The organism is uncultured Streptococcus sp. (genome assembly GCF_901875575.1).
Taxonomy (GTDB): Bacteria; Bacillota; Bacilli; order Lactobacillales; family Streptococcaceae; genus Streptococcus.
The window spans coordinates 39488-65032 of record NZ_CABFMF010000011.1 but is presented as its reverse complement, the minus strand read 5'-3'; the positions used below and the strand labels follow the sequence as shown (position 1 = coordinate 65032).

38 protein-coding genes are annotated in these 25545 nt (G+C 39.6%); all 38 read right to left on the bottom strand.

Annotated elements, in window-relative coordinates:
• Position 1: 1 nt before the first annotated feature.
• A complete protein-coding gene (locus tag QZ114_RS02900) occupies positions 2 to 1339 on the bottom strand; it encodes a PFL family protein (protein ID WP_295499549.1) in 1338 nt (445 codons plus the stop codon).
• A gap of 9 nt (positions 1340 to 1348) precedes the next feature.
• Positions 1349 to 1615: an ACT domain-containing protein gene (locus QZ114_RS02895; RefSeq protein ID WP_000644124.1), complete on the bottom strand. Its 267-nt coding sequence runs from the start codon at positions 1613 to 1615 to the stop codon at positions 1349 to 1351.
• Positions 1616 to 1879: 264 nt separating this feature from the next.
• Positions 1880 to 2266, bottom strand: coding sequence for a 50S ribosomal protein L17 (rplQ, locus tag QZ114_RS02890; RefSeq protein ID WP_000331493.1), 387 nt, complete (start codon positions 2264 to 2266; stop codon positions 1880 to 1882).
• An 11-nt stretch (positions 2267 to 2277) separates the two neighbouring features.
• Complete coding sequence (locus QZ114_RS02885; RefSeq protein WP_295499527.1) at positions 2278 to 3213, bottom strand: DNA-directed RNA polymerase subunit alpha; 936 nt, start codon at positions 3211 to 3213, stop codon at positions 2278 to 2280.
• A gap of 42 nt (positions 3214 to 3255) precedes the next feature.
• Positions 3256 to 3639 (bottom strand): 30S ribosomal protein S11, encoded by a 384-nt coding sequence (gene rpsK / locus QZ114_RS02880; protein ID WP_001118385.1) that lies wholly within the window; start codon positions 3637 to 3639, stop codon positions 3256 to 3258.
• A 17-nt stretch (positions 3640 to 3656) separates the two neighbouring features.
• Positions 3657 to 4022 carry a 30S ribosomal protein S13 gene (rpsM, locus tag QZ114_RS02875; RefSeq protein ID WP_000090781.1) on the bottom strand — a complete coding sequence of 122 codons (366 nt, stop codon included), beginning with the start codon at positions 4020 to 4022 and terminating at the stop codon, positions 3657 to 3659.
• A 17-nt stretch (positions 4023 to 4039) separates the two neighbouring features.
• Entirely contained in the window at positions 4040 to 4156 is a 117-nt protein-coding gene (rpmJ, locus tag QZ114_RS02870) for a 50S ribosomal protein L36 (RefSeq protein ID WP_001808836.1), read from the bottom strand.
• A gap of 24 nt (positions 4157 to 4180) precedes the next feature.
• On the bottom strand, positions 4181 to 4399 hold the full coding sequence (gene infA, locus QZ114_RS02865) for a translation initiation factor IF-1 (protein ID WP_001029883.1): 219 nt from the start codon (positions 4397 to 4399) through the stop codon (positions 4181 to 4183).
• Between the two features lie 116 nt (positions 4400 to 4515).
• Positions 4516 to 5154: an adenylate kinase gene (locus QZ114_RS02860; RefSeq protein WP_295499525.1), complete on the bottom strand. Its 639-nt coding sequence runs from the start codon at positions 5152 to 5154 to the stop codon at positions 4516 to 4518.
• 150 nt (positions 5155 to 5304) lie between these two features.
• Complete coding sequence (gene secY, locus QZ114_RS02855) at positions 5305 to 6615, bottom strand: preprotein translocase subunit SecY (RefSeq protein ID WP_295499523.1); 1311 nt, start codon at positions 6613 to 6615, stop codon at positions 5305 to 5307.
• A 12-nt stretch (positions 6616 to 6627) separates the two neighbouring features.
• Complete coding sequence (gene rplO, locus QZ114_RS02850) at positions 6628 to 7068, bottom strand: 50S ribosomal protein L15 (RefSeq protein ID WP_000766089.1); 441 nt, start codon at positions 7066 to 7068, stop codon at positions 6628 to 6630.
• Positions 7069 to 7212: 144 nt separating this feature from the next.
• Positions 7213 to 7395, bottom strand: a complete 183-nt coding sequence (gene rpmD / locus QZ114_RS02845; protein WP_000057241.1) for a 50S ribosomal protein L30 — start codon at positions 7393 to 7395, stop codon at positions 7213 to 7215.
• Between the two features lie 13 nt (positions 7396 to 7408).
• Entirely contained in the window at positions 7409 to 7903 is a 495-nt protein-coding gene (gene rpsE / locus QZ114_RS02840; RefSeq protein WP_000874202.1) for a 30S ribosomal protein S5, read from the bottom strand.
• 17 nt (positions 7904 to 7920) lie between these two features.
• Positions 7921 to 8277: a 50S ribosomal protein L18 gene (gene rplR / locus QZ114_RS02835; protein WP_000624044.1), complete on the bottom strand. Its 357-nt coding sequence runs from the start codon at positions 8275 to 8277 to the stop codon at positions 7921 to 7923.
• Positions 8278 to 8360: 83 nt separating this feature from the next.
• Entirely contained in the window at positions 8361 to 8897 is a 537-nt protein-coding gene (rplF, locus tag QZ114_RS02830; protein WP_295499521.1) for a 50S ribosomal protein L6, read from the bottom strand.
• A 186-nt stretch (positions 8898 to 9083) separates the two neighbouring features.
• Positions 9084 to 9482: a 30S ribosomal protein S8 gene (rpsH, locus tag QZ114_RS02825; RefSeq protein ID WP_049543957.1), complete on the bottom strand. Its 399-nt coding sequence runs from the start codon at positions 9480 to 9482 to the stop codon at positions 9084 to 9086.
• Between the two features lie 284 nt (positions 9483 to 9766).
• Positions 9767 to 9952, bottom strand: a complete 186-nt coding sequence (locus QZ114_RS02820) for a type Z 30S ribosomal protein S14 (RefSeq protein ID WP_001085697.1) — start codon at positions 9950 to 9952, stop codon at positions 9767 to 9769.
• 17 nt (positions 9953 to 9969) lie between these two features.
• The gene (gene rplE / locus QZ114_RS02815) at positions 9970 to 10512 is read right to left on the bottom strand and encodes a 50S ribosomal protein L5 (RefSeq protein ID WP_000013542.1); all 543 of its coding nucleotides are present in this window, start codon (positions 10510 to 10512) and stop codon (positions 9970 to 9972) included.
• A 23-nt stretch (positions 10513 to 10535) separates the two neighbouring features.
• Entirely contained in the window at positions 10536 to 10841 is a 306-nt protein-coding gene (gene rplX / locus QZ114_RS02810) for a 50S ribosomal protein L24 (protein WP_000497690.1), read from the bottom strand.
• A gap of 77 nt (positions 10842 to 10918) precedes the next feature.
• Positions 10919 to 11287, bottom strand: a complete 369-nt coding sequence (rplN, locus tag QZ114_RS02805) for a 50S ribosomal protein L14 (protein WP_000616545.1) — start codon at positions 11285 to 11287, stop codon at positions 10919 to 10921.
• Positions 11288 to 11312: 25 nt separating this feature from the next.
• Entirely contained in the window at positions 11313 to 11573 is a 261-nt protein-coding gene (gene rpsQ / locus QZ114_RS02800) for a 30S ribosomal protein S17 (protein ID WP_000440801.1), read from the bottom strand.
• A gap of 24 nt (positions 11574 to 11597) precedes the next feature.
• Complete coding sequence (rpmC, locus tag QZ114_RS02795) at positions 11598 to 11804, bottom strand: 50S ribosomal protein L29 (protein WP_000772918.1); 207 nt, start codon at positions 11802 to 11804, stop codon at positions 11598 to 11600.
• A gap of 9 nt (positions 11805 to 11813) precedes the next feature.
• The gene (rplP, locus tag QZ114_RS02790) at positions 11814 to 12227 is read right to left on the bottom strand and encodes a 50S ribosomal protein L16 (protein ID WP_000960946.1); all 414 of its coding nucleotides are present in this window, start codon (positions 12225 to 12227) and stop codon (positions 11814 to 11816) included.
• A gap of 3 nt (positions 12228 to 12230) precedes the next feature.
• Entirely contained in the window at positions 12231 to 12884 is a 654-nt protein-coding gene (gene rpsC, locus QZ114_RS02785) for a 30S ribosomal protein S3 (RefSeq protein WP_000529938.1), read from the bottom strand.
• Between the two features lie 12 nt (positions 12885 to 12896).
• Positions 12897 to 13241, bottom strand: coding sequence for a 50S ribosomal protein L22 (gene rplV, locus QZ114_RS02780; RefSeq protein ID WP_295499518.1), 345 nt, complete (start codon positions 13239 to 13241; stop codon positions 12897 to 12899).
• Between the two features lie 11 nt (positions 13242 to 13252).
• Positions 13253 to 13534 (bottom strand): 30S ribosomal protein S19, encoded by a 282-nt coding sequence (gene rpsS, locus QZ114_RS02775; protein WP_000533766.1) that lies wholly within the window; start codon positions 13532 to 13534, stop codon positions 13253 to 13255.
• 103 nt (positions 13535 to 13637) lie between these two features.
• Entirely contained in the window at positions 13638 to 14471 is an 834-nt protein-coding gene (gene rplB, locus QZ114_RS02770) for a 50S ribosomal protein L2 (RefSeq protein WP_000512911.1), read from the bottom strand.
• Between the two features lie 17 nt (positions 14472 to 14488).
• Complete coding sequence (locus QZ114_RS02765) at positions 14489 to 14785, bottom strand: 50S ribosomal protein L23 (RefSeq protein ID WP_001055347.1); 297 nt, start codon at positions 14783 to 14785, stop codon at positions 14489 to 14491.
• Positions 14785 to 15408 (bottom strand): 50S ribosomal protein L4, encoded by a 624-nt coding sequence (gene rplD, locus QZ114_RS02760; protein WP_000024537.1) that lies wholly within the window; start codon positions 15406 to 15408, stop codon positions 14785 to 14787. The genes QZ114_RS02765 and rplD overlap by 1 nt, the downstream gene beginning before the upstream one ends.
• A gap of 24 nt (positions 15409 to 15432) precedes the next feature.
• Positions 15433 to 16059: a 50S ribosomal protein L3 gene (gene rplC / locus QZ114_RS02755; protein WP_295499513.1), complete on the bottom strand. Its 627-nt coding sequence runs from the start codon at positions 16057 to 16059 to the stop codon at positions 15433 to 15435.
• 216 nt (positions 16060 to 16275) lie between these two features.
• Positions 16276 to 16584 (bottom strand): 30S ribosomal protein S10, encoded by a 309-nt coding sequence (gene rpsJ / locus QZ114_RS02750; protein ID WP_001284511.1) that lies wholly within the window; start codon positions 16582 to 16584, stop codon positions 16276 to 16278.
• 255 nt (positions 16585 to 16839) lie between these two features.
• Positions 16840 to 17430, bottom strand: coding sequence for an anaerobic ribonucleoside-triphosphate reductase activating protein (gene nrdG, locus QZ114_RS02745; protein ID WP_295499512.1), 591 nt, complete (start codon positions 17428 to 17430; stop codon positions 16840 to 16842).
• Positions 17423 to 17929, bottom strand: a complete 507-nt coding sequence (locus tag QZ114_RS02740; RefSeq protein ID WP_295499510.1) for a GNAT family N-acetyltransferase — start codon at positions 17927 to 17929, stop codon at positions 17423 to 17425. The genes nrdG and QZ114_RS02740 overlap by 8 nt, the downstream gene beginning before the upstream one ends.
• A 37-nt stretch (positions 17930 to 17966) precedes the next feature.
• Positions 17967 to 18107, bottom strand: coding sequence for a hypothetical protein (locus QZ114_RS02735; RefSeq protein WP_000521632.1), 141 nt, complete (start codon positions 18105 to 18107; stop codon positions 17967 to 17969).
• A gap of 11 nt (positions 18108 to 18118) precedes the next feature.
• The gene (gene nrdD, locus QZ114_RS02730; RefSeq protein WP_295499508.1) at positions 18119 to 20326 is read right to left on the bottom strand and encodes an anaerobic ribonucleoside-triphosphate reductase; all 2208 of its coding nucleotides are present in this window, start codon (positions 20324 to 20326) and stop codon (positions 18119 to 18121) included.
• A gap of 119 nt (positions 20327 to 20445) precedes the next feature.
• Positions 20446 to 21987, bottom strand: coding sequence for a damage-inducible protein CinA (locus QZ114_RS02725; RefSeq protein ID WP_295499506.1), 1542 nt, complete (start codon positions 21985 to 21987; stop codon positions 20446 to 20448).
• A 284-nt stretch (positions 21988 to 22271) separates the two neighbouring features.
• On the bottom strand, positions 22272 to 23804 hold the full coding sequence (gene cls, locus QZ114_RS02720) for a cardiolipin synthase (protein ID WP_295499504.1): 1533 nt from the start codon (positions 23802 to 23804) through the stop codon (positions 22272 to 22274).
• A 370-nt stretch (positions 23805 to 24174) separates the two neighbouring features.
• Positions 24175 to 25422, bottom strand: coding sequence for a folylpolyglutamate synthase/dihydrofolate synthase family protein (locus QZ114_RS02715; protein ID WP_295499502.1), 1248 nt, complete (start codon positions 25420 to 25422; stop codon positions 24175 to 24177).
• Positions 25423 to 25545: the final 123 nt, after the last annotated feature.

Sequence of the window (25545 nt, the reverse complement as noted above, 5' to 3'; positions counted from 1 at the left end):
TTTAATTTTTAAAACTATGGATTGGAGCTGGGATTTGGCCTCCACGAGAGATAAAATCAACTGACGAAGCTTCATTGACTTTCATAACTGGAGCCGTACCAAGAAGACCACCAAATTCAATCATATCGCCTTCTTTTCCTTTTGGAATGATACGAACAGCTGTTGTTTTCATGTTAATGACACCAATTGCAGCCTCATCTGCAATCATGGCCGCAATGGTTTCAGCAGGTGTATCCTCCGGAATGGCAATCATATCCAAACCAACGGAACAGATAGCCGTCATAGCTTCTAGTTTTTCCAAATTAAGAGAGCCATTTTGCACTGCAGCAATCATTCCTTCATCCTCGGAAACAGGGATAAAGGCACCAGACAACCCACCGACTTGGTTGCAAGCCATAACTCCGCCCTTCTTAACTTGGTCATTCAAGAGTGCCAAGGCAGCTGTCGTTCCATGGGTTCCAACCGTTTCTAGTCCCATTTCCTCAAGAACACGAGCTACAGAGTCCCCTACAGCAGGTGTTGGTGCCAAACTTAAGTCCACAATCCCAAATTCTACACCGAGACGCTCACTAGCCATCTGACCAACTAATTGACCGATACGCGTAATTTTGAAGGCAGTCTTCTTGACCGTTTCTGCTACTACATCAAAGCTCTCTCCACGAACTTTTTCTAAGGCACGTTTGACAACTCCAGGCCCTGAAACCCCAACATTGATAATCACATCCGCTTCCCCAACACCATGAAAGGCACCTGCCATAAATGGATTATCCTCAACTGCATTAGCAAAGACAACCAACTTAGCCGCACCCATATCAGATAAGTTCGCAGTTTCCTTGATAATTCTCCCCATGTCTGCTACAGCAGTCATATTAATACCAGACTTGGTTGAGCCGATATTGACTGACGAGCAGACTTTGTCCGTTTCAGCCAAAGCGCGCGGAATAGAATTGATGAGAATCTCATCTCCCTTTTGATAACCTTTTTGAACCAAAGCAGAAAAACCACCAATAAAGTCCACTCCAATCTCTTTCGCAGCCTTATCAAGCGCTTTTGCCAAAACTACATAGTCTGTTGCATCTGTCGCTGCTCCAATCAAAGAGATAGGAGTCACCGATACACGTTTATTAACGATTGGAATTCCCAATTCAGCTGCAATTTCATCGCCAACAGCCACTAAATTAGCTGCCTTGGTCGTAATCTTTTGATAAATTTTCTCCGCAGCACGATTGATATCTGGATCGATACAGTCCAAAAGAGAAATTCCCATTGTAATTGTTCTGATATCGAAGTTTTGTTCTTCAATCATGGCAATTGTTTCAGTAACTTGTCTAATATCCATGATTACCTCCTAGATATTATACATAGCTTCGAAAATCGCAGCACTCTGAATATTAATTTTCACATTCAAAGTTTGCCCAAAAGCTTCAAACTCATTTCGCAGATAAGTGAAATCTTGCTTTTCATCGCTAGAGACGACAGCCATCATCGTAAAATATTCATCCAAAACAGTTTGAGAGATATCGTCTATGTTCAAACCCAATTCTGCAATTTTACCAGAAACACCTGCAACAATTCCAGATTTATCTTTACCAACAACAGTTATAATCGCTTTCATAAGCAAACTCCAATTCTTCTTAAAATTAGAAACCTGAACATTAAACAGGATTCTTTTCAAATAGTATAGCATATTTCTAACTAAAATACTCAAAAACGCCTGCTTACGAAGTTGTTCTTAAGAAAAAAACAATTTCGTAAACAAGCGTCTACTATCTCAACTTATGATGAGTGTTCCCGCTAGGACCGAGATCCTAGCGGTAGACCAGAGCTAGACTAAGAGCACAAGACTCCATCATCATAACACTCAACAAAATTGATGATTTTATACTAATTCGATGATCGCCATTGGCGCTGCATCACCACGACGTGGTTCAGTTTTAAGGATACGAGTGTATCCACCGTTACGTTCAGCATAACGAGGTGCGATTTCTGAGAACAATTTTTGAAGTGCTGTAGTAGAAGTGTACTTATCAGTTGCTTCATCATAGTTTTCAGATGCGATTTCATTACGTACGAAAGCAGCTGCTTGACGACGTGCATGCAAATCACCACGTTTACCTAGAGTAATCATTTTTTCAACAGTTTTACGGATTTCTTTAGCACGAGCTTCAGTTGTCACGATTGATTCGTTGATCAAAAGGTCAGTTGTCAAATCGCGAAGCATTGCTTTACGTTGTGAGCTAGTGCGTCCTAGTTTACGGTAAGCCATGTATTCCTCCTTTATTTATCTTTTAATCCAAGACCCAAATCAATGAGTTTGAGTTTCACTTCTTCCAAACTCTTGCGTCCAAGATTTCTTACTTTCATCATCTCTGCTTCAGATTTTTCTGTCAAGTCATGCACAGTATTGATACCGGCACGTTTCAAACAGTTGTATGAACGCACAGACAAGTCCAGTTCCTCAATCGTACGATCCAAAATACGGTCGTCAGATTCAGTGTCAGCTTCTTTCATCACTTCAGTTGACTTAGCAATCTCAGTAAGATTTGTAAACAAATCAAGATGTTCTGTCAAAATACGTGCTGAAAGCCCTAAAGCATCTTCTGGAATAATTGTTCCATTAGTCAAGATTTCAAGGGTTAATTTGTCGAAACCATCATTGCTACCTACACGAGCAGGTTCAACTTGATAGTTGACTTTTGTAACTGGTGTATAAATAGAATCTACAGCAAGTGTTCCAACTGGTGCATTATCTTTTTTATTCTCATCAGCAGGTACATATCCACGACCACTGTTAACAGTCATTGCCGCTTTTAGAGAAGAACCTTCACCGATTGTAAAGAGATAATGATCTGGATTTACAATTTCAATATCGCTATCTGTCAAAATGTCTCCAGCTGTCACTTCAGCAGGACCTTCGACATCTAGTTCGATGATTTTTTCGTCTTCAACGTACGATTTCACTGCAATTCCTTTAATGTTCAAAATGATTTGCATCACATCTTCACGAACACCTGGAACTGTGTCAAACTCATGCAAGACACCTTCAATGTTGATAGATGTCACTGCAGCTCCTGGCAAAGAAGCTAAAAGTACACGACGAAGAGAGTTACCAAGTGTTGTACCGTAACCACGTTCAAGTGGTTCGACTACAAACTTGCCATAATCTTTATTTTCATCAATTTTTGTTATATTTGGTTTTTCAAACTCGATCATTTAGTTACTCCCTCTTAAACGAAAAGCAGTGTAATGCGATGATTATACACGGCGACGTTTTGGAGGACGAGCACCATTGTGTGGCACTGGAGTCACATCACGAATTGCTGTTACTTCAAGACCAGCGGCAGCAAGCGCACGAATAGCTGACTCACGACCAGAACCTGGACCTTTTACAGTAACTTCAACTGACTTAAGACCGTGTTCTTGTGCAGATTTGGCAGCAGCTTCAGAAGCCATTTGAGCAGCGAATGGTGTAGATTTACGAGAACCTTTAAATCCAAGAGCACCAGCTGATGACCAAGCAATTGCATTACCATGCACATCAGTAATCATAACAATAGTGTTATTAAATGTAGCGTGAATATGAGCAATACCAGATTCGATATTCTTTTTCACACGACGTTTACGTGTTGGTTTAGCCAAGACTTTTACCTCCTATATTATTTTTTCTTACCTGCAATCGCAACAGCTTTACCTTTACGAGTGCGAGCGTTGTTTTTAGTGTTTTGTCCACGGACAGGAAGTCCACGACGGTGACGGATACCACGGTATGAACCGATTTCCATCAAACGTTTGATGTTTAAGTTTACTTCACGACGAAGGTCACCTTCAACTTTGATTGCATCCACTTCGCGACGAATAGCATCTTCTTGATCTGATGTAAGATCACGTACACGAACATCTTCTGAAATTCCAGCAGCAGCCAAAATTTTCTTAGATGTTGCAAGTCCGATACCATAAACATAAGTCAATGAAATTACTACACGTTTGTCATTTGGAATGTCAACTCCAGCAATACGAGCCATGTTTTCTCCTTTCTATCTTATCCTTGACGTTGTTTGTGTTTTGGATTTGCTGGGCAAATTACCATAACACGACCATTACGACGAATAACTTTGCAGTATTCGCAAATTGGTTTGACCGATGGTCTTACTTTCATTTCTTATCCCTCCAAGTTTTTCGATTATTTAAAGCGGTAAGTGATACGCCCACGAGTCAAATCATATGGACTCATTTCGACAGTAACACGATCTCCCGCTAAAATACGAATATAGTTTTTACGAATTTTACCAGAAACTGTTGCTAAAATCTGATGTCCATTTTCAAGTTCAACCGTAAACATTGCATTCGGCATTGTATCAACTACTTTGCCTTCAACTTCAATCACATCGTCTTTTGCCACGCAAAAGCACCTCCATAAATTTCGATTCGATGCCTCTAGACACAGAGACAACAATTATAAGTCAGACTATTTCAGTATAACATTTGTAGCGGATTTTTGCAAGTGTGAAAAACGCTTTATTTCAAATTTGTCAATACTTTTTCGATATCTGAGAAGACATCATTGATATCTTGATTACCTTCGATATCATGAACTAAATCTTGGGCACGATAGTGGGCAATGATTGGTTCTCCTTGGGCAATGTTAACATCTAAACGACGTTTCACTGTTTCAGGTTTATCGTCTTCACGTTGGTAATAATCCTCTTCCTTATAGTCAACTGGTGGGTTGAATACCTTATGGAAAGTTTCTCCAGTAACGCGGTGAATGATACGACCACTCAAACGTTCCAAGAGGCTGTCTGGATTTACTTCAATGTTGATGACACCTTCTAGTTTGATGCCAAGTTCAGCCAATGTTTTGTCTAAGGCATGAGCTTGTTCGATTGTACGAGGGTAACCATCTAACAAGAATCCAGTTTCTTTAATATCATCTTGTGAAAGACGTTCTTTAACGATTCCATTTGTAACTTCATCAGGAACCAACTCACCTTTATCAATATAAGATTTAGCAAGAACACCCATTTCAGTTTGATTTGCCATTGCAGCACGGAACATATCACCTGTTGAAATATGTGCAACATGAAATTTTTCCACGATTTTCGCTGCTTGAGTTCCCTTACCTGCACCAGGTAAGCCCATAATCAAAAGATTCATGATCTAATCTCCTTATTTTGTTTTTAAATAGGTGCAAAAAGTCTTTTCACCCCTATTTAAAAACAAAATAGAAGAGGGGAGACTAAACCCTCACACATGTTAAAGTTTATGTCTCCACTCTCTCAGCATTTACTAATAAAGTAAATACTTTTATTCTGTTCTATCCATGAAACCAACATACTTGCGTTTCAATAGATAACCTTCTAATTGCTTGATTCCTTCAATACCCGTCGAAATAATAATCAAAAGACTGGTTCCTCCAAAAGCAACTGCTTCTGAAAGTCCAAAAATATCTTTTGCTACAATCGGTAAGATTGAAATCACACCTAGGAAGAGCGACCCTACAGTTGCGAGACGACGAAGAAGTCTAGACATATATTCTTCTGTTCCTTTACCAGGACGAACTCCGTGGATGTAGGCCCCACTTTTTTGTAAGTTTTCTGCAGCTTTTTCAGGATTAATCTGTACAAATGTATAGAAGAATGTAAATAGAATAATCAATAAAGCATACATGGCAATACCAGTAGGTGATGTAGTTGCAAGCATTTCTTGTGCCGTACGCACCCAAGTCCAATCATTCCCTGTAGCACTTAAAAACTGCAAGATAGCTGCAGGAGCTGCCGTAATAGAACTTGCAAAGATAACCGGGATAACACCTGCTGGATTAACCTTCAGCGGAAGGTATGAACTAGATGGTGCTCCTTGCGCAACCTTTGTATATTGGATTGGAATTTTATATTCAGCTTGTTGAACATACGTTGTAAAGTAAATGATCAACAAAACAGTAATAATCAATATGATTACAAAGATAATAGATGAATTGATACGACTACTTGGGACGTTGACAAAATAGTCAACATAGATTCCCTGAATCATCTCTGGAATTGAAGCGACAATCCCTGCAAAGATAATCATAGAAACACCATTTCCGTATCCCTTATCTGTAATTTGCTCTCCCAACCAAGTCACAATCATACTCCCAGCTGTTAGAATGATACCAATCATGAGGAAGACTTGTGGAGTAAGAGCAGTTGTTAACAATTGAGCCCCAGCCAAGGTATTAAAACCAGCTGTAATACCGATTGATTGCACAAAAGCAAGAACAAGAGCAATATATCGTGTGGCCTGGTTTAATTTCCTTCGACCTACTTCTCCTTGTTTACCCCACTCTACAAATTTCGGTAAAATATCCATTTGTAATAGTTGGACAACAATGGAAGCTGTAATGTAAGGACTAACACCAAGTGCAAAAACTGAAAAGTTTTTTAAGGCATTACCTGATACTAAACTCAACATGTTTAGGAATGATAGGCCACTTAAGGCATTCAAGCTGTTGGCATTGACACCTGGAACTGTAATACTAGTTCCGATCCGAAAAACCAAAACAATAAAAATCGTAAAAAAGATTTTTGATCGTACCTGCTTAACCTTAAGCGCTTCTCTTAATAATTTAAAAAACATAGGTCACCTCTCTTAGATGACTTCTACTGAACCACCTTTAGCAGTGATAGCTTCTTCAGCTGATTTAGAGAATTTAGCTGCTTTCACAGTCAATTTCTTAGTCAACTCACCGTTACCAAGAATTTTAACACCTGATTTTTCAGCTTTAACAATTCCTGCTTCGATAAGAACAACTGGAGTTACTTCAGCACCATCTTCAAAGACGTTCAATTGGTCAAGGTTCACAATTGCGTATTCTTTAGCGTTAATATTAGTGAATCCACGTTTTGGAAGACGACGGAACAATGGAGTCTGTCCACCTTCAAAACCGAGACGAACACCGCCACCGCTACGAGCTTTTTGACCTTTTTGACCACGACCAGATGTTTTACCGTTACCTGATGAAGTACCACGACCAACGCGGTTACGTACTTTACGAGAACCTTCTGCAGGTTTCAATTCATGAAGTTTCATTTATATTTTCTCCTCTTTTGTAAAATGCTAGCGCCGATAAGGGAGAAAAGGTTGTCTCCCCCATCAACTCGCCTATACGATGTCATCATAGATGACTATATCTAGTTTTAGGGGATGGTATACTGCACATCCCCTAAAAATTCATTAGTTTACTTCTTCAACTGTTACCAAGTGAGATACTGCAGTGATCATACCACGGATAGCAGCGTTATCTTCTTTAATAACAGAGCTGTTCAATTTGCCAAGTCCAAGTGCTACAACAGTTTTACGTTGTGATGGAATGCGTCCGATTGGAGACTTAGTCAAAGTAATTTTAATTTGAGCCATTTTATCCCCTTTCTTATGCCAAATCAGAAACTGAAATACCACGAAGGGCAGCAACTTCTTCAGCGCGTTTCAATTGTTTCAAACCTTCAACAGTTGCACGAACAATGTTGATTGGAGTGTTAGAACCAAGTGATTTAGATGTAATATCTGCCACACCTGCCAATTCTACAACGGCACGAACTGCACCACCAGCGGCAACTCCAGAACCTTCTACAGCAGGTTTCAACAATACTTTAGCTCCACCGAATTCTGAAAGAACTTCGTGTGGGATTGTTGTTCCAACCATAGGAACTTCGATCAAGTTTTTCTTAGCATCATCTACTGCTTTACGGATCGCTTCTGGAACTTCTTGAGCTTTACCAGTACCAAATCCTACGCGACCGTTGTGGTCACCAACAACAACAAGAGCTGCGAAACGAAGACGACGTCCACCTTTAACAACTTTTGTAACACGGTTGACAGCAACTACGCGTTCTTCTAATTCAACTGCATTGTCTTTAAATGCCATTTTCTAGTGTCCTCCTATTAGAATTTCAATCCGTTTTCACGAGCTGCATCAGCCAAAGCTTTCACACGTCCGTGATATAGATATCCACCGCGGTCGAACACCACTTCTGAAATACCTTTAGCGTTTGCACGTTCTGCAACGAGTTTACCGACAGCAACGGCTTGTTCAGTTTTAGTTCCTTTTGAAACTTCTTTGTCAAGAGTTGAAGCACTTGCGAGCGTTACACCCGCTACGTCATCAATCACTTGAGCGTAGATGCCTGTATTAGAACGGAATACGTTCAAACGTGGGCGATCAGCAGTTCCAGAGAGTTTTCCGCGAACGCGACGGTGGCGTTTTTGGCGGAGTTTGTTTTTATCTGGTTTTGAAATCACAGTTTTCACCTCTTTAGTTTTAAATCGTGTGCTATGCACAAAGTTGGAAAATAGGTTGGTGGTTAAGAATCAACCACTCAACATTATTTACCTGTTTTACCTTCTTTACGGCGAACGAATTCACCAACGTAACGGATACCTTTACCTTTATATGGTTCTGGTGAACGAAGGCTACGTACGTAAGCAGCTGTTTGACCAACTACTTCTTTTGAAATTCCGCTAACAACGATTGTTGTTGGGTTTGGAAGTTCAAAAGTAATTCCTTCTGGAGCTTCAACTTCGTCTGGATGAGATTTACCAACAGCCAAAACAAGTTTAGATCCTTGAAGTTGTGCACGATAACCAACCCCACGCATTTCAAGTTCTTTCTTGAATCCTTCTGATACACCAACAACCATGTTGTTCAAAAGGGCACGAGTAGTTCCGTGGATAGTTTTCATTTCTTTTGAATCGTTTGGACGGTGAAGAGTTACTTCAGTACCTTCCACACGGATTTCAATATCTTTTGAGAACTCACGAGTAAGTTCTCCTTTAGGTCCTTTTACAGTTACTACGTTGTCGTTGTTAATGAGTTCAACACCAGCAGGCAACACAATAACTTTATTACCAATACGTGACATTATATATTCTCCTGTTAGATTGTCAGACCATAACGGCCAGTTTTCACGGGGTTAAATCGATTTCTCGATTTAAAGGAACATTTAGGTTTCAATTTCAAAGTGAATCTAGCCATCGTCTCTCAGGCATAACTTTGGGTTAGGCAAGAAACGATAACGAAGAGTCACAAAGAAATTGAGAGCTAAATATTACCAAACGTAAGCAATAACTTCTCCACCAACATTCTTTTGGCGTGCTTCTTTATCAGTAAGCAAACCTTCAGAAGTTGAAAGGATAGCAATTCCAAGTCCGTTAAGAACTTTTGGAAGGTCTTCACGTTTTTTATAAATACGAAGTCCTGGTTTAGAAACACGTTTCAAGTTAGTGATAACTTTTTCACCGTTTGGTCCGTATTTAAGGAATACACGGATGATGCCTTGTTTGTCATCTTCGATGATTTCAACGTTTTTTACAAAACCTTCGCGTTTAAGGATTTCAGCAATCCCTTTTTTGATGTTTGATGCAGGTACTTCAAGTACTTCGTGTTTAGCTTGGTTAGCGTTACGAATACGAGTTAGGAAGTCTGCGATTGGGTCAGTCATAACCATTTTGTTTTTCTCCTCTTACTAGTAGTTTGCAAGTTGCACTTGCTAGTTAATACATGATACAAAGAGCGTAACAGCAAGAGCAAAAATAGGCAATTTGATGCAGGAGCGATGCTCCAAAGAAAATTGGTCTTTTTTGCCAAAGCTGTAGCTCGTGTTCAAATTGGCAAGCCAAACTGAACCCGGGCTAAACTCTGTGTGAAAAAGATAAACTTTCCTAGAAACTTCAGTTTCTTCGTCAAGTTTCCTATTTTCACTTAGAGTTTTGACGCCCTTGATATCTTAAATTACCAAGATGCTTTGGTAACGCCTGGGATTTGTCCTTTGTAAGCTAATTCACGGAAGCAAACACGGCAAAGTTTAAATTTGCGGTAAACTGAATGTGGACGACCACATTTTTCACAACGAGTATAAGCTTGAGTAGAGAACTTCGCTGGACGTTTGTTCTTAGCAATCATTGATTTTTTAGCCATTAGATTTACCTCCTATATTATTTTGCAAAAGGCATTCCAAGGCCTGTAAGCAATGCACGTGACTCTTCGTCAGTGTTAGCAGTTGTTACGATAACGATGTCAAGACCACGAGTTTTGTCAACGTCATCGAAGTTGATTTCTGGGAAGATCAATTGTTCTTTCACACCAAGTGTGTAGTTTCCACGTCCATCAAATGATTTTGTTGGGACACCATGGAAATCACGCACACGTGGAAGTGATACTGAAACCAATTTATCCAAAAATTCGTACATACGTTCACCACGAAGGGTAACTTTTGCACCAATCGCAACACCTTCACGAAGACGGAAGCCGGCGATTGATTTTTTAGCTTTAGTGATAAGTGGTTTTTGACCTGAGATAAGTGCTAATTCTTCAGCAGCTTTTTCAAGGCTTTTAGCGTTTGATACAGCTTCACCAACACCCATGTTCAAAACGATTTTATCTACTTTAGGCACAGCCATCACTGATGAGTAGTTGAATTGTTCTGTCAAAGCAGGAACTACTTCATTAAGATATTTTTCTTTTAAACGATTTGCCATTATACTTCTCCTTTCCTTCGTGATTAATCAAGCACTTCGCCTGATTTTTTGTTGTAGCGAACTTTTTTACCGTCTACAAATTTGTAACCAACACGACCAGCTACACCATTTTTGTCCAAAACTTGAACGTTTGATACGTGGATAGCTGCTTCTTTCTCGATGATACCACCTTGAGGAAGATCGTTAGTTGGACGTTGGTGTTTCTTAACAATGTTAACACCTTCAACGATAACTTTGTTTACTTTTGGAAGGGCAGTAAGGACAACAGCTTCTGTTCCCTTATCTTTACCAGCGATTACGCGAACTTTGTCGCCTTTTTTTACAAACATTAGGTTTCTCCTTGATTTTTCTTACGCCCATAAGGGCACCCTAGCTTAAAGCTAGGGGACTAGTTTGTTTCTAAAAATTAAAGTACTTCCGGAGCAAGTGACACAATCTTCATGAAGCCACCTTCACGTAATTCACGTGCAACTGGGCCAAAGATACGTGTTCCGCGAGGAGTTTTATCTTCACGGATGATAACTGCTGCGTTTTCGTCAAATTTGATGTATGAACCATCAGCACGACGAGCACCTGATTTAGTACGAACGATAACTGCTTTAACAACGTCACCTTTTTTAACCGCACCACCAGGAGTAGCTTGTTTTACAGATGCCACGATAACATCACCGATGTTTGCAAATTTACGTCCTGAACCACCAAGAACTTTGATAGTCAAGATTTCGCGAGCACCGCTGTTGTCTGCGACTTTCAAACGAGTTTCTGTTTGAATCATTTCAGTTTTCTCCTTTCAGGTTTGATTAGATGATGACCGCTTCTTCAACAACTTCTACAAGACGGAAACGTTTTGTTGCTGAAAGCGGACGAGTTTCCATGATACGTACGATATCGCCTTCTTTGGCAACATTGTTTTCATCATGAGCTTTGTATTTTTTAGAGTAGTTAATACGTTTACCATAGACTGGGTGGTTACGTTTTGTTTCAACTACAACTGTGATTGTCTTGTCCATTTTGTCAGATACAACACGTCCAACAAGAACTTTACGATTATTGCGTTCCATTGAAATTTCTCCTTCCCTAGTCTATTATTTCGCTTCAGATTGAACTGTTTTGATACGAGCGATTTGTTTTTTAACTTCTTTCAAGCGAGCTGTTTGTTCCAATTGACCAGTAGCAGCTTGGAAACGAAGTTCAAACAATTCTTTTTTCAATTCGTTTTCGCGCTTCGCGAGTTCTTCTTGAGAAAGACCACGAAGTTCTTTAACAAATTCTTTTACTTCATTAAGTTTCATGCCTTCTCCTTATTCTGCTTCACGTTTTACGAATTTACATTTAACTGGCAATTTGTGGCTAGCAAGACGAAGCGCTTCGCGTGCAATCTCTTCAGATACACCAGCGATTTCGAACATCACTTTACCACGTTTAACCGGTGCTACCCAACCTTCAGGTGCCCCTTTACCAGATCCCATACGCACACCGATAGCTTTAGCAGTGTATGATTTGTGTGGGAAGATTTTAATCCAAACTTTACCACCACGTTTCATGTAACGAGTCATGGCGATACGAGCAGCTTCGATTTGGCGGTTAGTGATCCAGTGGCTAGTAGTAGCTTGAAGGCCGTATTCACCGAATGCTACTTCTTTCCCACCTTTTGCTTCACCGCGCATTTTTCCACGGAATTCACGACGGTGTTTAACACGTTTAGGTACTAACATTGGTTATTTACCTCCTTTAGTGTTTTTGCGAGCTGGAAGAACTTCACCACGGTAGATCCATACTTTAACACCAAGTTTACCGTATGTTGTATCTGCTTCTTCCCAAGCGTAATCGATATCTGCACGAAGTGTGTGAAGTGGAACAGTTCCTTCAGAGTATCCTTCAGCACGGGCGATATCTGCACCGTTCAAACGACCTGATACTTGAGTTTTGATTCCTTTAGCTCCAGCACGCATTGCACGTTGGATTGCTTGTTTTTGTGCACGACGGAAAGCAACACGTTGCTCTAATTGACGAGCAATACCTTCACCTACAAGGTGAGCATCCAAATCAGGTTGTTTGATTTCGATGATGTTGATATGTACTTGTTTCCCAGTCATCTTGTTAAGTTTTGCACGGAGTGCATCAACGTTAGCACCACCTTTACCGATAACCATACCTGGTTTAGCAGTGTGAAGTGAAACGTTAACTTTGTTTACTGCGCGTTCGATTTCAATAGTTGAAACTGCTGCGTCAGCAAGTTCTTTTTGAACGAATTTACGGATTGCAAGATCTTCATGAAGGTAATCCGCGTATTCTTTTTCAGCATACCATTTGGCATCCCAATCACGGATGATGCCGACACGCATACCAATTGGATGTACTTTTTGACCCACGATTTTACCTCCTTATTTTTCTGCAACAGCTACAGTGATATGAGCTGTACGTTTGTTGATCGGTGAAGCTGAACCTTTCGCACGTGGACGGAAACGTTTCATAGTTGGCCCTTCGTTAGCGAATGCTTCAGATACTACCAAGTTAGCTTTATCCAAACCAAAGTTATTTTCAGCGTTAGCTACAGCTGATTTCAAAACTTTCAAGATGATTTCAGCAGCTTTGTTTGGAGTGAATGTCAAAATTGCGATTGCATCGGCTACGCTTTTACCACGAATGTTATCAAGAACAAGACGTGATTTACGAGGTGAAACACGTACTGTACGAGCCATTGCTTTAGCTGAAGTAATTTCTGCCATTTATGTTCTCCTTATTTTCTACGTGTTTTCTTGTCGTCTGCAGCGTGACCTTTGTAAGTACGAGTTGGTGCAAATTCACCAAGTTTGTGACCTACCATGTCTTCTTGGATGTAAACAGGTACGTGTTTACGTCCGTCATAAACTGCAATAGTGTAACCAATGAAACTTGGGAAGATCGTTGAACGACGTGACCAAGTTTTAATAACTTTTTTCTTTTCGTCGTTAGCTTGAGCTTCAACTTTTTTCATCAAATGCTCATCGACGAAAGGTCCTTTTTTAAGACTGCGTCCCATTTTTATATTTTCTCCTTTAAATGTTGTACCACAGCGGCTTGCGCTCCTATGGAGCGCTACCGAGCTGGCGGATTTACTAGTTGCTTAAGCGACTAGTTTAATATTATTTCTCGTTGCGACGACGAACGATAAGTTTGTCAGATTTCGCTTTCTTGTTACGAGTTTTAAGACCAAGAGCAGGTTTGCCCCATGGAGTAGATGGTGCTTTACGACCAACTGGTGCTTTACCTTCACCACCACCGTGTGGGTGATCATTAGGGTTCATTACAGAACCACGAACTGTTGGGCGGATACCTTTCCAACGGCTACGTCCTGCTTTACCAAGGTTTACAAGTCCGTGTTGTTCGTTTCCGACAACACCAACTGTAGCGCGGCAAGTTCCAAGAATCATACGAACTTCACCTGATTGAAGACGAACAAGAACGTATTTACCTTCAGAACCCAATACTTGAGCAGATGCACCAGCAGCACGTACCAATTCACCACCACGACCTGGTTTCAACTCGATGTTGTGGATCAAAGTACCAACTGGGATGTTAGCAAGTGGAAGAGCGTTTCCGACTTTGATATCTGCTTCTGGACCTGAAACGATACGTTGACCTACTTCAAGACCTTTTGGAGCGATGATGTATGCTTTCACACCGTCAGTGTAGTGTACAAGAGCGATGTTTGCAGAACGGTTTGGATCGTACTCGATTGTTTTAACAACTGCTTCAACGTTGTCTTTGTTACGTTTGAAGTCAACCAAACGGTAGAAACGTTTGTGTCCACCACCTTGGTGACGAACTGTGATACGACCGTTGTTGTTACGACCAGCCTTGCTCTTCAAAGCAACAAGCAATGATTTTTCAGGAGTGCTTGTTGTGATTTCAGCGAAATCCAAAGAAGTCATATTACGGCGACCGTTTGTTGTTGGTTTATAAACACGAATTCCCACGATATTTCCTCCTTAGATTATTCAGCTTCAGCAGCAAACAACTCGATTGCTTTAGAATCAGCTGTAAGTGTGATGATAGCTTTTTTAGTTTTGTTAGTAAAACCAGTGTAACGTCCAACACGTTTAGCTTTTGGTTTCACGTTGATTGTGTTAACATTGGCAACTTTAACACCTTCGAAAGCAGCTTCAACAGCTTGCTTGATCAAAAGTTTGTGTGCACGAGTGTCAACTTCAAATACATATTTGCCTGCTTCAAGTTGAGCCATTGAGCTTTCAGTGATGACAGGTTTTTTGATAACATCATACAAATTCATTATGCAAGAACCTCCTCGATTTTAGAGATAGCTGCTTGTGTGACAAGAAGTTTGTCGCTATTTGCGATGTCAAGAACACTTGCAGTTGTAGCAGTTGCAACTTTCACGTTTGGAAGGTTACGAGCTGAAAGAGCTGCGAATTCATTTCCTTCTTCAAGAATAACAAGAACTTTAGAATCGATGCTCAATGCTGCAAGAACTTTTGCAAATTCAGCAGTTTTTGGAGCTGTAAATGAAAGAGCGTCTACAGCTACGAATTTGTTTTCAGCAACTTTTTCAGAGTAAACTGATTTAAGAGCTAGGCGACGAACTTTTTGTGGAAGTTTGTAGCCGTATGAACGTGGAGTTGGTCCGAAGACAACACCACCACCACGCCATTGTGGTGAGCGGATAGAACCTTGACGAGCACGTCCAGTTCCTTTTTGACGCCATGGTTTGCGTCCACCACCTGATACTGCAGAGCGGTTTTTAACAGCGTGTGTTCCTTGACGAAGGCTTGCGCGTTGGCTGATGATCACATCAAACACAACTGATTCATTTGGCTCAATGCCAAATACTGCATCGTTAAGAACAACTTGGCCAGCTTCTTTACCAGTTTGGTCAAATAATGTTACGTTTGCCATTGTGACTGATTTCCCCTTTCTTTATTATTTACCAGCTTTAACTGCTGATTTGATAGTGATAAGAGATTTCTTAGCACCTGGTACGTTACCTTTGATAAGGATAACGTTCTTTTCTGGAACAACTTGTACAATTTCAAGGTTTTGAATTGTTACGCGGTCGCCACCCATACGTCCTGCAAGGTTTTTACCTTTGAATACGCGGTTAGGTGCAACAGGTCCCATAGAACCTGGACGACGGTGGTAACGAGAACCGTGAGCCATTGGTCCACGTGATTGTCCGTGGCGTTTGATAACACCTTGGAAACCTTTACCTTTAGAAGTACCAGTTACGTCAACAACGTCTCCAGCTGCGAATGTTTCAACTGTGATTTCAGCACCAACTTCCAAGCCTTCAACGTTTTTGAATTCACGAATGAAGCGCTTAGGAGCCGTGTTAGCTTTTGCTACATGTCCTTTAGCAGGTTTGTTGCTCAATACTTCGCGCTTGTCATCGAAACCAACTTGGATAGCGTTGTATCCGTCTGTTTCAACAGTTTTAACTTGAAGAACAACGTTTGGAGTCGCTTCAATAACTGTTACAGGGATCAATTCGCCAGCTTCAGTGAAGATTTGAGTCATTCCCACTTTTTTCCCTAAGATTCCTTTTGTCATGAGAAAATAGTTCCTTTTCTATATTTTTTATTCAAAAAGTTTTTAACGAGCGTTTTTTATGCTCAAGTCTAAGATACAAAGGGCGTCAAACTCAAAGTGAAAATAGGAAACTGACGCAGTGTCTGGCAGACACTAGGAAGTTTATCTTTTTCACACCGAGTTTAGCCCGTGTTCAATTAGATTGAAACACCAGCCTCTGCTCTTTTATATTTTAGATTAAAGTTTGATTTCTACGTTTACACCACTTGGAAGATCCAATTTCATCAAAGCATCAACTGTTTTTTGAGTTGGGTTGATGATATCAATCAAGCGTTTGTGTGTACGCATTTCAAATTGTTCGCGAGAATCTTTATATTTGTGAGTCGCACGAATAATTGTGTAGAGACTACGTTCAGTTGGAAGTGGGATTGGCCCTGCAACTTCTGCACCTGTACGAGTAGCTGATTCTACGATTTTTGCAGCCGCTGTGTCAAGCGTACGGTGTTCGTAAGCTTTCAAACGGATACGGATTTTTTTGTTTGCCATCTTTTTCTCCTTTTCGTCTATTTAAGATAATAGGCTAGCTCCACAAGAAAACCGACGCGGTGTTGCGTGGCAATGCAACCGAGCGTGTCGCAACCTCTTGCATCAAAGCTAAGGCTGTAATTTACAGCACCATAATAGAATAACACAAAGCCCCTGCGATTGCAAGGGATTTGTTGCTGTTTTTTAAATTTTTTAACATGAAAATGTTTTCTTTTTTGATAGGTCATTTATTTTAAGTGTTATTATAGAAGAAAGTTACTCTCTCTTCACCTGTTCATAACTTTCTTTTCCGTCATTGAGCTTCTCCCAAATCACCACTTGCCCACTTTTGAGGGATTTTTGCACATCGATAATTCGTTGGTTGGACGAACCTCGAAATTGGAGCATGAGATTTCGCTTGTTACGATCGTATCGCCCATCGACCAGAATGTCAATCAGTGATAAGAGTTCAAGTTTGTCTTGGGTCTCTAGCATCATTTCTTCCCATGTATAGCCGGTCCAAGACCAGATGTCCTTGTCTGGCAATTCCTTCCGAATGCGCTTAACGAGTGGCAAAAGAATCCCAGTATTGAGAAAAGGCTCCCCTCCCAGTAAGGTCAACCCTTGAACATAGGGTTGGGCAAGGTCTGCCATAATCTGTTCTTCTAATTCTGCTGTATAGGGAATTCCAGCATTGAAAGACCAAGTCGCAACATTATAACATCCCTCGCAGTGAAACATGCAACCTGCTACATAGAGGGAGTTTCGCACACCTTCTCCATCTACAAAGTTAAAGGCCTTGTAGTCGATGATACGTCCTTTGCTGAGCTCCTCACTCTTCCACTCGCCTGGTTTTGGATTATTCATTCGCCACCCCTATCCAATAACGCTCGACTCCATCACGAACATCCTCAATGAGACCTCCATTTGCTAGAATGACTATTCTACTAGCAGGATTATTCACGCTACAGGTCACAAGAGCCTTTTTGATGTTCTTTTCCTTAGCAACTTGCAAGCCCTGACGGAGAGTTTCTTTCGCATAACCTTTGCCTCTTTCTGACGGACGAATGCAGTAGCCAATATGACCAGCATCATTCAGTAAACCCTCATTCAGTCTCAATCGCAGATTCAAAAAACCTAGAGCATGACCTACATCATCAAATGATACAAATTGAATAGAAGGAACACGATTTTCAGGCAAATTTATTCCCATCTCTTTTTGCATATTTGTTTCCAACCATTCTTCATATACAAAGTTCTCTGTATCCCAAAATCCTCCATCATGGGCTGATTGGTTCTTTTCAAACTCTGCCATCATCTCTAAAACTGTTGCTTTATCTGCTAATCTTGGTCTGCGTAGTTCCATTTTCACCTCCCACTAAGAGAAAAGCGAGAGAAATCCCTCACTTTTTCTTATTCTTATTTAAAAATTGTTCTCTGAGGTTGAGCAAGCGTTCTTTTTTGCTCACTCCACCTTTCGAATGCTTTTCATGATAACGAGTCACTTGAGCACGTCCTTTATCGTCTAATTGATATTTTCCCATACCTTGTCTTTCTAATTCATTATTTTTTGGCCCGTTACTTTGATAGTTGAGCCATTCATATGTTTGACACGCGCAGCGATTTCCTTGTGACGACCGTTTACCATGGGGCGAGCTTGAGGATTCCCTAAGTAGCCACAAGTCCGTTTCACAACATCTACTGTTTTAGGGTCACTATTGCCACAGTTTGGACAAGCAAATCCTCTCTCAGTCGGTTCAAAATCCCCTTCAAAGTCACACTTGTAGCAACGGTCAATTGGAGTATTAGTCCCTAGATAGCCTACACGGTCATAAGCGTAATCCCAGACAGCTTCCAAGGCCTTTGGATTTTGCTGAAGGACTGGATACTCACAGTAATGGATGAAACCACCTGACGCACCTGCTTCTGGATAGACTTTCTCAAAGTCCAATTTTTCAAACGGTGTTGGATTTTTACGAACATCGTAATGGAAAGAGTTAGTGTAGTATTCCTTATCTGTAATATCAGGAATAGAACCGAACTTCTCTGTATCTAGACGACAGAAGCGATCTGTAAGACTTTCAGAAGGTGTTGAATAGATAGAGAAATGGTAGCCGTATTGATCCGACCATTCTTCCACACGGCGTTTCATGTCACGAATGATGTCTAGCGTGAATTCCTTTGCTTCTGGATTACTCTCCCAGCTGTTACCAAAGAAAACAGTTGCTACTTCATAGAGTCCGATATAGCCTAGTGAAATCGTTGCACGGCGATTTTTGAAAAGCTCATTAACACTCTCTTCTTTACCAAGACGTCGTCCGAAAGCACCGTATTGGTAGAGTATTGGTGCATTGGCTGGTGTAGCTTCCTTGGTACGCTCAACACGGTAAACAAGAGCATCCTCTGCGATATTCATGCGCTCGTTGAAGATTTCCCAGAACTTGTTCATATCCCCTTCTGACTCGAGGGCGATCCGAGGCAAATTGACCGTCACAACGCCTAGGTTCATCCTTCCTGAATTGACCTCGATGCCATTTTCATCTTTCCACCCTTGAAGAAATGAACGACAGCCCATAGGAATCTTGAAGGAGCCCGTTAACTCGATAATTTTATCATAAGATAAGACATCTGGATACATCCGCTTGGTTGCACACTCAAGAGCCAGCTCTTTAATATCGTAGTTAGGCGAACCTTCCTCTAAATTGAGCCCTCTTTTAAGAGTAAAAATTAGTTTAGGGAAGATAGCTGTGCGATGTTCTGAACCAAGACCCCTGATACGAATGGTCAAGATAGCCTTTTGAATTTCCCGTTCAAAACGATTTGTTCCTAAACCAAAACCTAACGAAGTAAAAGGTGTTTGCCCATTTGAAGTAAATAAAGTATTGATTTCATACTCAAGAGATTGCATGGCATCATAGATGTCTTTTTGTGTTTTTTTCCAAGCAAAATCTTCTCGTTTTTCCGGCAAGACCCACTCTTCAGCATCTTTAAGATGTTTTTGGTAATTCTTCTCTGCGTAAGGGGCTAAAACTTCATCAATCCTATTAGCTGAACATCCTCCGTACTGACTAGATGCAACGTTAGCGATGATTTGCGAAATTTGCGCTGTCGCAGTCTGGATAGACTTAGGGCACTCCACCTCAGCATTCCCAATCTTAAAACCATTTTCCAACATACCCTTAAAATCAATCAAACAACAGTTGGTCATAGGTGTATAAGGGCTGTAATCCAAGTCGTGATAGTGGATTTCCCCTTTTTGATGAGCATTGGCCACGTGCTGAGGAAGCATTTGCAACCCGATTGATTTCCCAACAATTCCTGCTGTCAAATCACGTTGAGTATTAAAAACATCGCTATCTTTATTTGCATTTTCATTAACAACTGACTGGTCTTTATTTAGAAGTTTGTGGATACTAAAATTAATATCTGTTGCTTTTGAACGCTCAAAATCCCTTTGAGTCCGATACGTGATGTACTCTTCAGCCAAAGCATATTCTTTGGCTTCAAGTAGTTCATGTTCTACGACATTTTGAATCTCATAAATCTTCACACCTTGAGGGAAACGGTTATGAATTTCTGTAATAATTCGCTCTAATAGAGCATTTAGGCGCTTTTCAACCAAGGGCGTCACATCCATGACCTTGTTGGCCGCCTTGTGGAGAGCCTTGTCAATCTTATCAACATCAAACACAACTCGTCTACCATCACGCTTTTCAACAAATAGGGTTGGCAAGGGGGTAATTTTTTCTTCAAATGCAATCATATACATTCTCTTTTCTAAATTGTTCTTTCTAGAAAGTATTATACCACTCTAAAAAGAAAAATCAATATCTTGTGTTAAAAATCGTAAAATTTTTAAAATTACACAAGATATTGATTTTTTTATTTTAATTTATAAACTTTGAAATTCGGTAAATCTGTCTTTTCAACTTGATAATTTTCCTTCAAAAGAGCTTCAACTTCAGACCAAAGGGATACCTTGTCATTAACAATAATCATCTTTGGTTGATTGTCTTTAAGGTCATTTATCAGGATATTCTTATTCTCTGTAGTAGTCGTATAGAGAACTGGCGAAGGGAAAATTGAACCAGCCAGTCTTTGGCTTTCTTTGTAAACCTGAACATTTTGACCCCATATATAGATTCGATCTTCTTCCCCAGTCTCTTGCCTTATCCTATCAACTACTCGGTGTTGTTCGTTATAACTATCTGCATGTAAAACAAAACGATTTACAAAAGGAAAGCTAATGAGATAAGCAACAACTAAAATCGGTAAATAAAGACTTCCTTTCATGAATTTTTTCCATAAAGAAGGAATCCCTTCTCTCCTTCTGCTACCTACTCTTTTCCCTGAATCCTTCACTTGAATAGTAGCTATCAAAAGAAGAACCAAGAAAGGAAGAAAAACAATCAGACGTGAAGCTTCTAAAGGTTCTTGAGAAAAAATAATCAAAAATAGCGATAACAAGAAAACAAAGCAAGCCGGGATAGAAATAGCATGTAGCTTACCTACTTTGGACTGGGTAAACCCAAGAAAAATCAGTAAAAATCCTCCTAATCCTAAAGTTATTAGGCCATAAAATAAAGTATTGTCTAGTAACTGCGAATTCGTAAAAATACGGATGGAATCAATCGGATATAACATACTACTTAAAGCCTTTTCAAGACCACCTGAAATAAGGACAAGGTAGGCTAATGGATAAAAAGCAAGAGAGAAACCTAGAGCAGAGGCAAAAAATTGATAAACTCCATTCAAAAATCGTCCATTCTTAATATTAAATATAATTAAACCTATAGTGATGGCTATAATAAATAGGGAACTTGTTAGGGAATCTATGAAGAAAGATATGCCAAATAGGATTCCAAGACTTAAAAATCCTTTATCATGGTTGGGATGCGACAGATAGTTTGCTATTAAGTAAAAACCAGCAAACAAGAATGGCATAGCTAAGATACTAGCATAACCTCCACCAAAACCAAGACTAGAAACTAAAATATAAAATATGATTAATAGTTGTTTAGCTTGTTCGCTTGCCCCTGTTAAATGACTCGTTGACCGATATAGAAAATAACCACTGCCCAGAAAAGCCAACCATTCTACCAAAGCAAAAAGGACACTTCCCTTTGTGATATAAAGCAATAAGTAATAAAGAAAACCTCGACTAGCATAATAGTTACTATAAAGATCCCCGACCTTATGAAGAGCCCAACCTATATACAAATCTTGAGCCTGAGAAGAACTTACCATATCTAGTAATAACGGAAGTACGGAAGAAAAAATCGTAGCCATTATGCTTCCAATGATTAATTCTAAAAAGGGAATAGACATCTCTTGCTCATTTTCTAAATGAGATTTAACATCCCTAACAACCTTATTTTCATCTATCGCTTCAGATACTTTTTCTATTCTCCCATATACTACCATATCATTTCTCCTATTCAATTTATCTGTCTTAGTATATCAAAAAGACCGAGAATTGTCAGCCTGTGATGGCTCTTTAAATGATTTTTTACATAGTTTAGCAAAAGTTTCAATCTCCCGAAATCGGTGAAAATGAGTCTGTTTAAATGCAATGATATAATTTAATTCTTCCTTAGTTAGCATACTTCCTCCCCTCTATCTTTTTATCTATTCGTAAAATACAAAAAAATAGGACCTTAGTCATGTCCTAAGGTCTAGATTTCTTATATAAATACCTATTCAAGAAGCTACAGAATAGGTGCGAGTAACTGAGCAACTTCCTTAATCAGTTTTTGATACCAACTATTTTTTATTGTTTGAAGGAAAATTTCTTGTGATATCGAAAAAATCTCCTCAAAATCTTCTTGAATTTCTGCGATTGATTCTGTCTTATACAACAAAACTGCATTTTCATAGTGATGAAGCAAGCTTCGGTAATCTAAATTAATCGTACCAACTGATGCAAAATCACTATCGACTAACATTTGCTTACTATGTATGAAACCTGGACTATACTCAAAAATTCTAACTCCTGCCAATAATAAATCTGGATAGGCTCCCCTTGTGATTAGCTGAATCAATTTTTTATCAGGAATAAAAGGTGTCACAATACGCACATCAACGCCCCTCATTGCCGCATTTTTTATGCTTTCCGTCAAATCATAGTCGATGATCAAGTAAGGTGTGGTTATATAAATAGAATCGGTAGCCTGATTAATCAAACTCTGATATACCTTTTTCCCTACCTGGGTACGAAAAATAGGTTTCGGCCCACTACCATAAGGGATACAGAGACCCTGACCAGAACGAGATTGGTTTTCCAAATGATATTGATCAAAATCACTGATTTCTCCTCTATTGATGTACCAAGTCATCAAAAAGAGACGCGTTAAAGCTTTAACCCCAGGACCATCTATACGAATTCCACTATCTTTCCAGTATCCAAAACGTTCTACATGATTAATATACTCATCGGCTAGATTAATTCCTCCTGTATAGGCCACTTGACCGTCTATCACAAGAATTTTCCTATGATCTCTATTATTATAGGCTACAGTCAGACGAGGAATTACCTTGTTAAACTTGTGAGCTTCAATCCCTCTACTACGAAGTTGGATCGTGTAATCAACAGGTAAAGTAGCCATACAGCCAATATCATCATATAGCATCTTCACTTCCACACCCTGAGCTGCCTTTTGCTCTAGTATGTCTAACATACTGTCCCACATCAAACCTTCTTCAACGATATAATACTCTAAGAAGATAAATTTCTCAGCTTTCTTGAGGTCCTCTAAAATATGAAGCCACATACTTTCGCCAGAAGAAAAAAATTTCGAATCCGTTTGATCGTAAACATCGGCATTCATATCCATACTCAACAGAGACTTAATAACTCCATAAGCCGACTTGTCATCTGCCTTCAAGTTTTGACGGAGTTCTTTACTATTTTCCTCTCGATAATGCATAGAACCCAACTTATCTAACTGCTTGATTTCCTTTTTAGAAAGTCTCCTTTCACCAAACATCAGATACAGCAAGGGACCTATTACAGGTACAAAAGTAACCACCAGCCACATCACTTTACTATCAGGTGTCATTGAACGATTAACAATGGATACAACAGTAGCTGTTGTCATGAAAATCAATAAAAACACCCACAATATAGGAGCTATTTTCCCCAAATAAAGAAAGAGACCAAACACCACAGAAAGTTCAAGTAGCATAATCGAAATACTAAAGCCATACTTGGACATCAATAATTGAAATTTCCTATACTTCATATCTCCTCCTTCATTATTTACAGTTCCAAAAAAGTAATTGATACTAGTATAACTCAGGTACTCGATAGAAGGCAAGTATTTCTATTATTTTTATGAATAAATCAAAAGAGACTGTTACATTCAGCCTCTTCTTTTTATTCAGATTTAAGCAAAACCTCAAAAAATGCATATGTCTAGCTTTAATAATCGTTCGTTTAGCATTCATTTCATCAGCGCTACATATAAGCTGCTCAAACATCCATTCCTACTATAGATACAGTAGCAAATCTATCTGTTTTGAGTTTAGTGATTAGCTATTCTACTGCAAATTTATGGCTAGATTTTTTCTCTAAAAAATAGGTTCTTTCGTACGATAGTCGAAAAATAGAGTTCAATTGTGCTGACTGTCAAGCAAGTAACTTCGGACTTCTGATATAAAATAGAGAGAACCAGTTACAAAAAGCAAATCTTGCTTACAAATCTGTTCTTCAAATTCCCTAATAAAATCACTATAAGAAGGAATCAAATCGTATCCCATCACATCATGGTTTCTCAAGGAACCTTGATAGTCAAAGCCAGTTACCTTGAGCTCCACTTGAGGCAACTGTTGAGACAGATAGTCTAGCATCCCTTGGTAATCCTTGCGCTTTAGTGCTCCAAAAAGGATTTGAGTCCGATAGCCTTCCCGCTCTTTTTCTTTAATAAACTCTACTAGGCGAATCAGGGCATGCAAATTATGAGCTCCATCTAAGTAAATCTGAGGACGAATACGTTCCAAACGACCAGCCCAGTGGGTCTGCTCCAAGGCTTTTCTTATACACTGTTCATCAATTGCTTCATTCCTTGCTGCCATAAAAAGTAAAAAGGTTTCAATAGCCAAAGCCGCATTTTCCTGCTGATAGACTCCTTCTAATCCTATCTTCACTTTTGAAAGATCTAGTAAAGGACTTGAAAAATCCCCAGCCTTCATCGAAAAATCATGTCCATACTGGTAAAGTTCAACAGCTTTAGCTTCTGCAGTTTTTTGACAAACAAGTTGAGCTTCTGGAGCTAACTTTGCAATCACAGCCTTCTTACTCGCTTTAAAGATCCCAGCCTTCTGTTCTGCAATTACTTCCAGATTATCACCTAAAGTTTCTTGATGATCTAAGCCAATTGAAGTAATGACTGCAATTTCTCCTGTTACCACATTAGTAGTATCAAGTAAACCACCGATTCCCACTTCTAGTAAAACCAGATCCACCTCTTGCTCCCGAAAATAGAGTAGCCCAATCAAGGTTAGCAACTCAAAAAAAGACAGCTGATCATGGGTTTTTAAAAGACTCTTTTCCATTTCCTTGATCTGGTCTGCCAAACGGATAAAATCTACATCATCTATCGGTTGACCATTGAGACAGATTCGGTCATGAATACTAACTATATGAGGAGAGGTAAAGGTACCTACTTTTTTACCATGACTCCTAAACAACTCTCTCATAAAAGCGATGGTTGATCCTTTCCCATTCGTCCCTGTCACGTGAATAATAGGATAGGATTTTTCAGGATTTTCCAATAAATTCACCGCTTGCTGCATTCGGCCCAAACCTGATCTAAAATTCAATCCAATCCGACTATGTAGCCATTCTTCCACTTCAAACATATATATCTCCTTAATAAAAAAGGCAATAGAACAGAAACCGATAGATACTGTCTAAATTTCATAGTCTTATGTCCTCAAGGTTTCAACAATCTAATAGATTGTTGAAAATTACAAATAGAAAAA

Excerpts from the sequence above, each read along its gene's own strand:
- QZ114_RS02885 (WP_295499527.1), bottom strand. The coding sequence starts at position 3,213 with ATGATCGAGTTTGAAAAACCAAATATAACAAAAATTGATGAAAATAAA.
- cls (WP_295499504.1), bottom strand. The coding sequence starts at position 23,804 with ATGAAGTATAGGAAATTTCAATTATTGATGTCCAAGTATGGCTTTAGT.
- rpsE (WP_000874202.1), bottom strand. The coding sequence starts at position 7,903 with ATGGCATTTAAAGACAATGCAGTTGAATTAGAAGAACGCGTAGTTGCT.
- rplV (WP_295499518.1), bottom strand. The coding sequence starts at position 13,241 with ATGGCAGAAATTACTTCAGCTAAAGCAATGGCTCGTACAGTACGTGTT.
- rpsJ (WP_001284511.1), bottom strand. The coding sequence starts at position 16,584 with ATGGCAAACAAAAAAATCCGTATCCGTTTGAAAGCTTACGAACACCGT.
- QZ114_RS02765 (WP_001055347.1), bottom strand. The coding sequence starts at position 14,785 with ATGAATTTGTATGATGTTATCAAAAAACCTGTCATCACTGAAAGCTCA.
- QZ114_RS02900 (WP_295499549.1), bottom strand. The coding sequence starts at position 1,339 with ATGGATATTAGACAAGTTACTGAAACAATTGCCATGATTGAAGAACAA.
- nrdG (WP_295499512.1), bottom strand. The coding sequence starts at position 17,430 with ATGAATAATCCAAAACCAGGCGAGTGGAAGAGTGAGGAGCTCAGCAAA.
- rplN (WP_000616545.1), bottom strand. The coding sequence starts at position 11,287 with ATGATTCAAACAGAAACTCGTTTGAAAGTCGCAGACAACAGCGGTGCT.
- rplE (WP_000013542.1), bottom strand. The coding sequence starts at position 10,512 with ATGGCAAATCGTTTAAAAGAAAAATATCTTAATGAAGTAGTTCCTGCT.
- rplP (WP_000960946.1), bottom strand. The coding sequence starts at position 12,227 with ATGTTAGTACCTAAACGTGTTAAACACCGTCGTGAATTCCGTGGAAAA.
- rpmJ (WP_001808836.1), bottom strand. The coding sequence starts at position 4,156 with ATGAAAGTAAGACCATCGGTCAAACCAATTTGCGAATACTGCAAAGTT.
- rpsM (WP_000090781.1), bottom strand. The coding sequence starts at position 4,022 with ATGGCTCGTATTGCTGGAGTTGACATTCCAAATGACAAACGTGTAGTA.
- secY (WP_295499523.1), bottom strand. The coding sequence starts at position 6,615 with ATGTTTTTTAAATTATTAAGAGAAGCGCTTAAGGTTAAGCAGGTACGA.
- QZ114_RS02735 (WP_000521632.1), bottom strand. The coding sequence starts at position 18,107 with ATGGGAAAATATCAATTAGACGATAAAGGACGTGCTCAAGTGACTCGT.
- rplC (WP_295499513.1), bottom strand. The coding sequence starts at position 16,059 with ATGACAAAAGGAATCTTAGGGAAAAAAGTGGGAATGACTCAAATCTTC.
- rpsH (WP_049543957.1), bottom strand. The coding sequence starts at position 9,482 with ATGGTTATGACTGACCCAATCGCAGACTTCCTAACTCGTATTCGTAAC.
- rpmC (WP_000772918.1), bottom strand. The coding sequence starts at position 11,804 with ATGAAACTTAATGAAGTAAAAGAATTTGTTAAAGAACTTCGTGGTCTT.
- rplD (WP_000024537.1), bottom strand. The coding sequence starts at position 15,408 with ATGGCAAACGTAACATTATTTGACCAAACTGGTAAAGAAGCTGGCCAA.
- QZ114_RS02895 (WP_000644124.1), bottom strand. The coding sequence starts at position 1,615 with ATGAAAGCGATTATAACTGTTGTTGGTAAAGATAAATCTGGAATTGTT.
- rplF (WP_295499521.1), bottom strand. The coding sequence starts at position 8,897 with ATGTCACGTATTGGTAATAAAGTTATTGTGTTGCCTGCTGGTGTTGAA.
- nrdD (WP_295499508.1), bottom strand. The coding sequence starts at position 20,326 with ATGATTGCATTTGAAGAAAAAATTACCCCCTTGCCAACCCTATTTGTT.
- rpmD (WP_000057241.1), bottom strand. The coding sequence starts at position 7,395 with ATGGCTCAAATTAAAATTACTTTGACTAAGTCTCCAATCGGACGCATT.
- QZ114_RS02715 (WP_295499502.1), bottom strand. The coding sequence starts at position 25,422 with ATGTTTGAAGTGGAAGAATGGCTACATAGTCGGATTGGATTGAATTTT.
- rplX (WP_000497690.1), bottom strand. The coding sequence starts at position 10,841 with ATGTTTGTAAAAAAAGGCGACAAAGTTCGCGTAATCGCTGGTAAAGAT.
- rpsQ (WP_000440801.1), bottom strand. The coding sequence starts at position 11,573 with ATGGAACGCAATAATCGTAAAGTTCTTGTTGGACGTGTTGTATCTGAC.
- QZ114_RS02725 (WP_295499506.1), bottom strand. The coding sequence starts at position 21,987 with ATGGTAGTATATGGGAGAATAGAAAAAGTATCTGAAGCGATAGATGAA.
- QZ114_RS02740 (WP_295499510.1), bottom strand. The coding sequence starts at position 17,929 with ATGGAACTACGCAGACCAAGATTAGCAGATAAAGCAACAGTTTTAGAG.
- QZ114_RS02820 (WP_001085697.1), bottom strand. The coding sequence starts at position 9,952 with ATGGCTAAAAAATCAATGATTGCTAAGAACAAACGTCCAGCGAAGTTC.
- rpsS (WP_000533766.1), bottom strand. The coding sequence starts at position 13,534 with ATGGGACGCAGTCTTAAAAAAGGACCTTTCGTCGATGAGCATTTGATG.
- rplQ (WP_000331493.1), bottom strand. The coding sequence starts at position 2,266 with ATGGCTTACCGTAAACTAGGACGCACTAGCTCACAACGTAAAGCAATG.
- rplO (WP_000766089.1), bottom strand. The coding sequence starts at position 7,068 with ATGAAACTTCATGAATTGAAACCTGCAGAAGGTTCTCGTAAAGTACGT.
- QZ114_RS02860 (WP_295499525.1), bottom strand. The coding sequence starts at position 5,154 with ATGAATCTTTTGATTATGGGCTTACCTGGTGCAGGTAAGGGAACTCAA.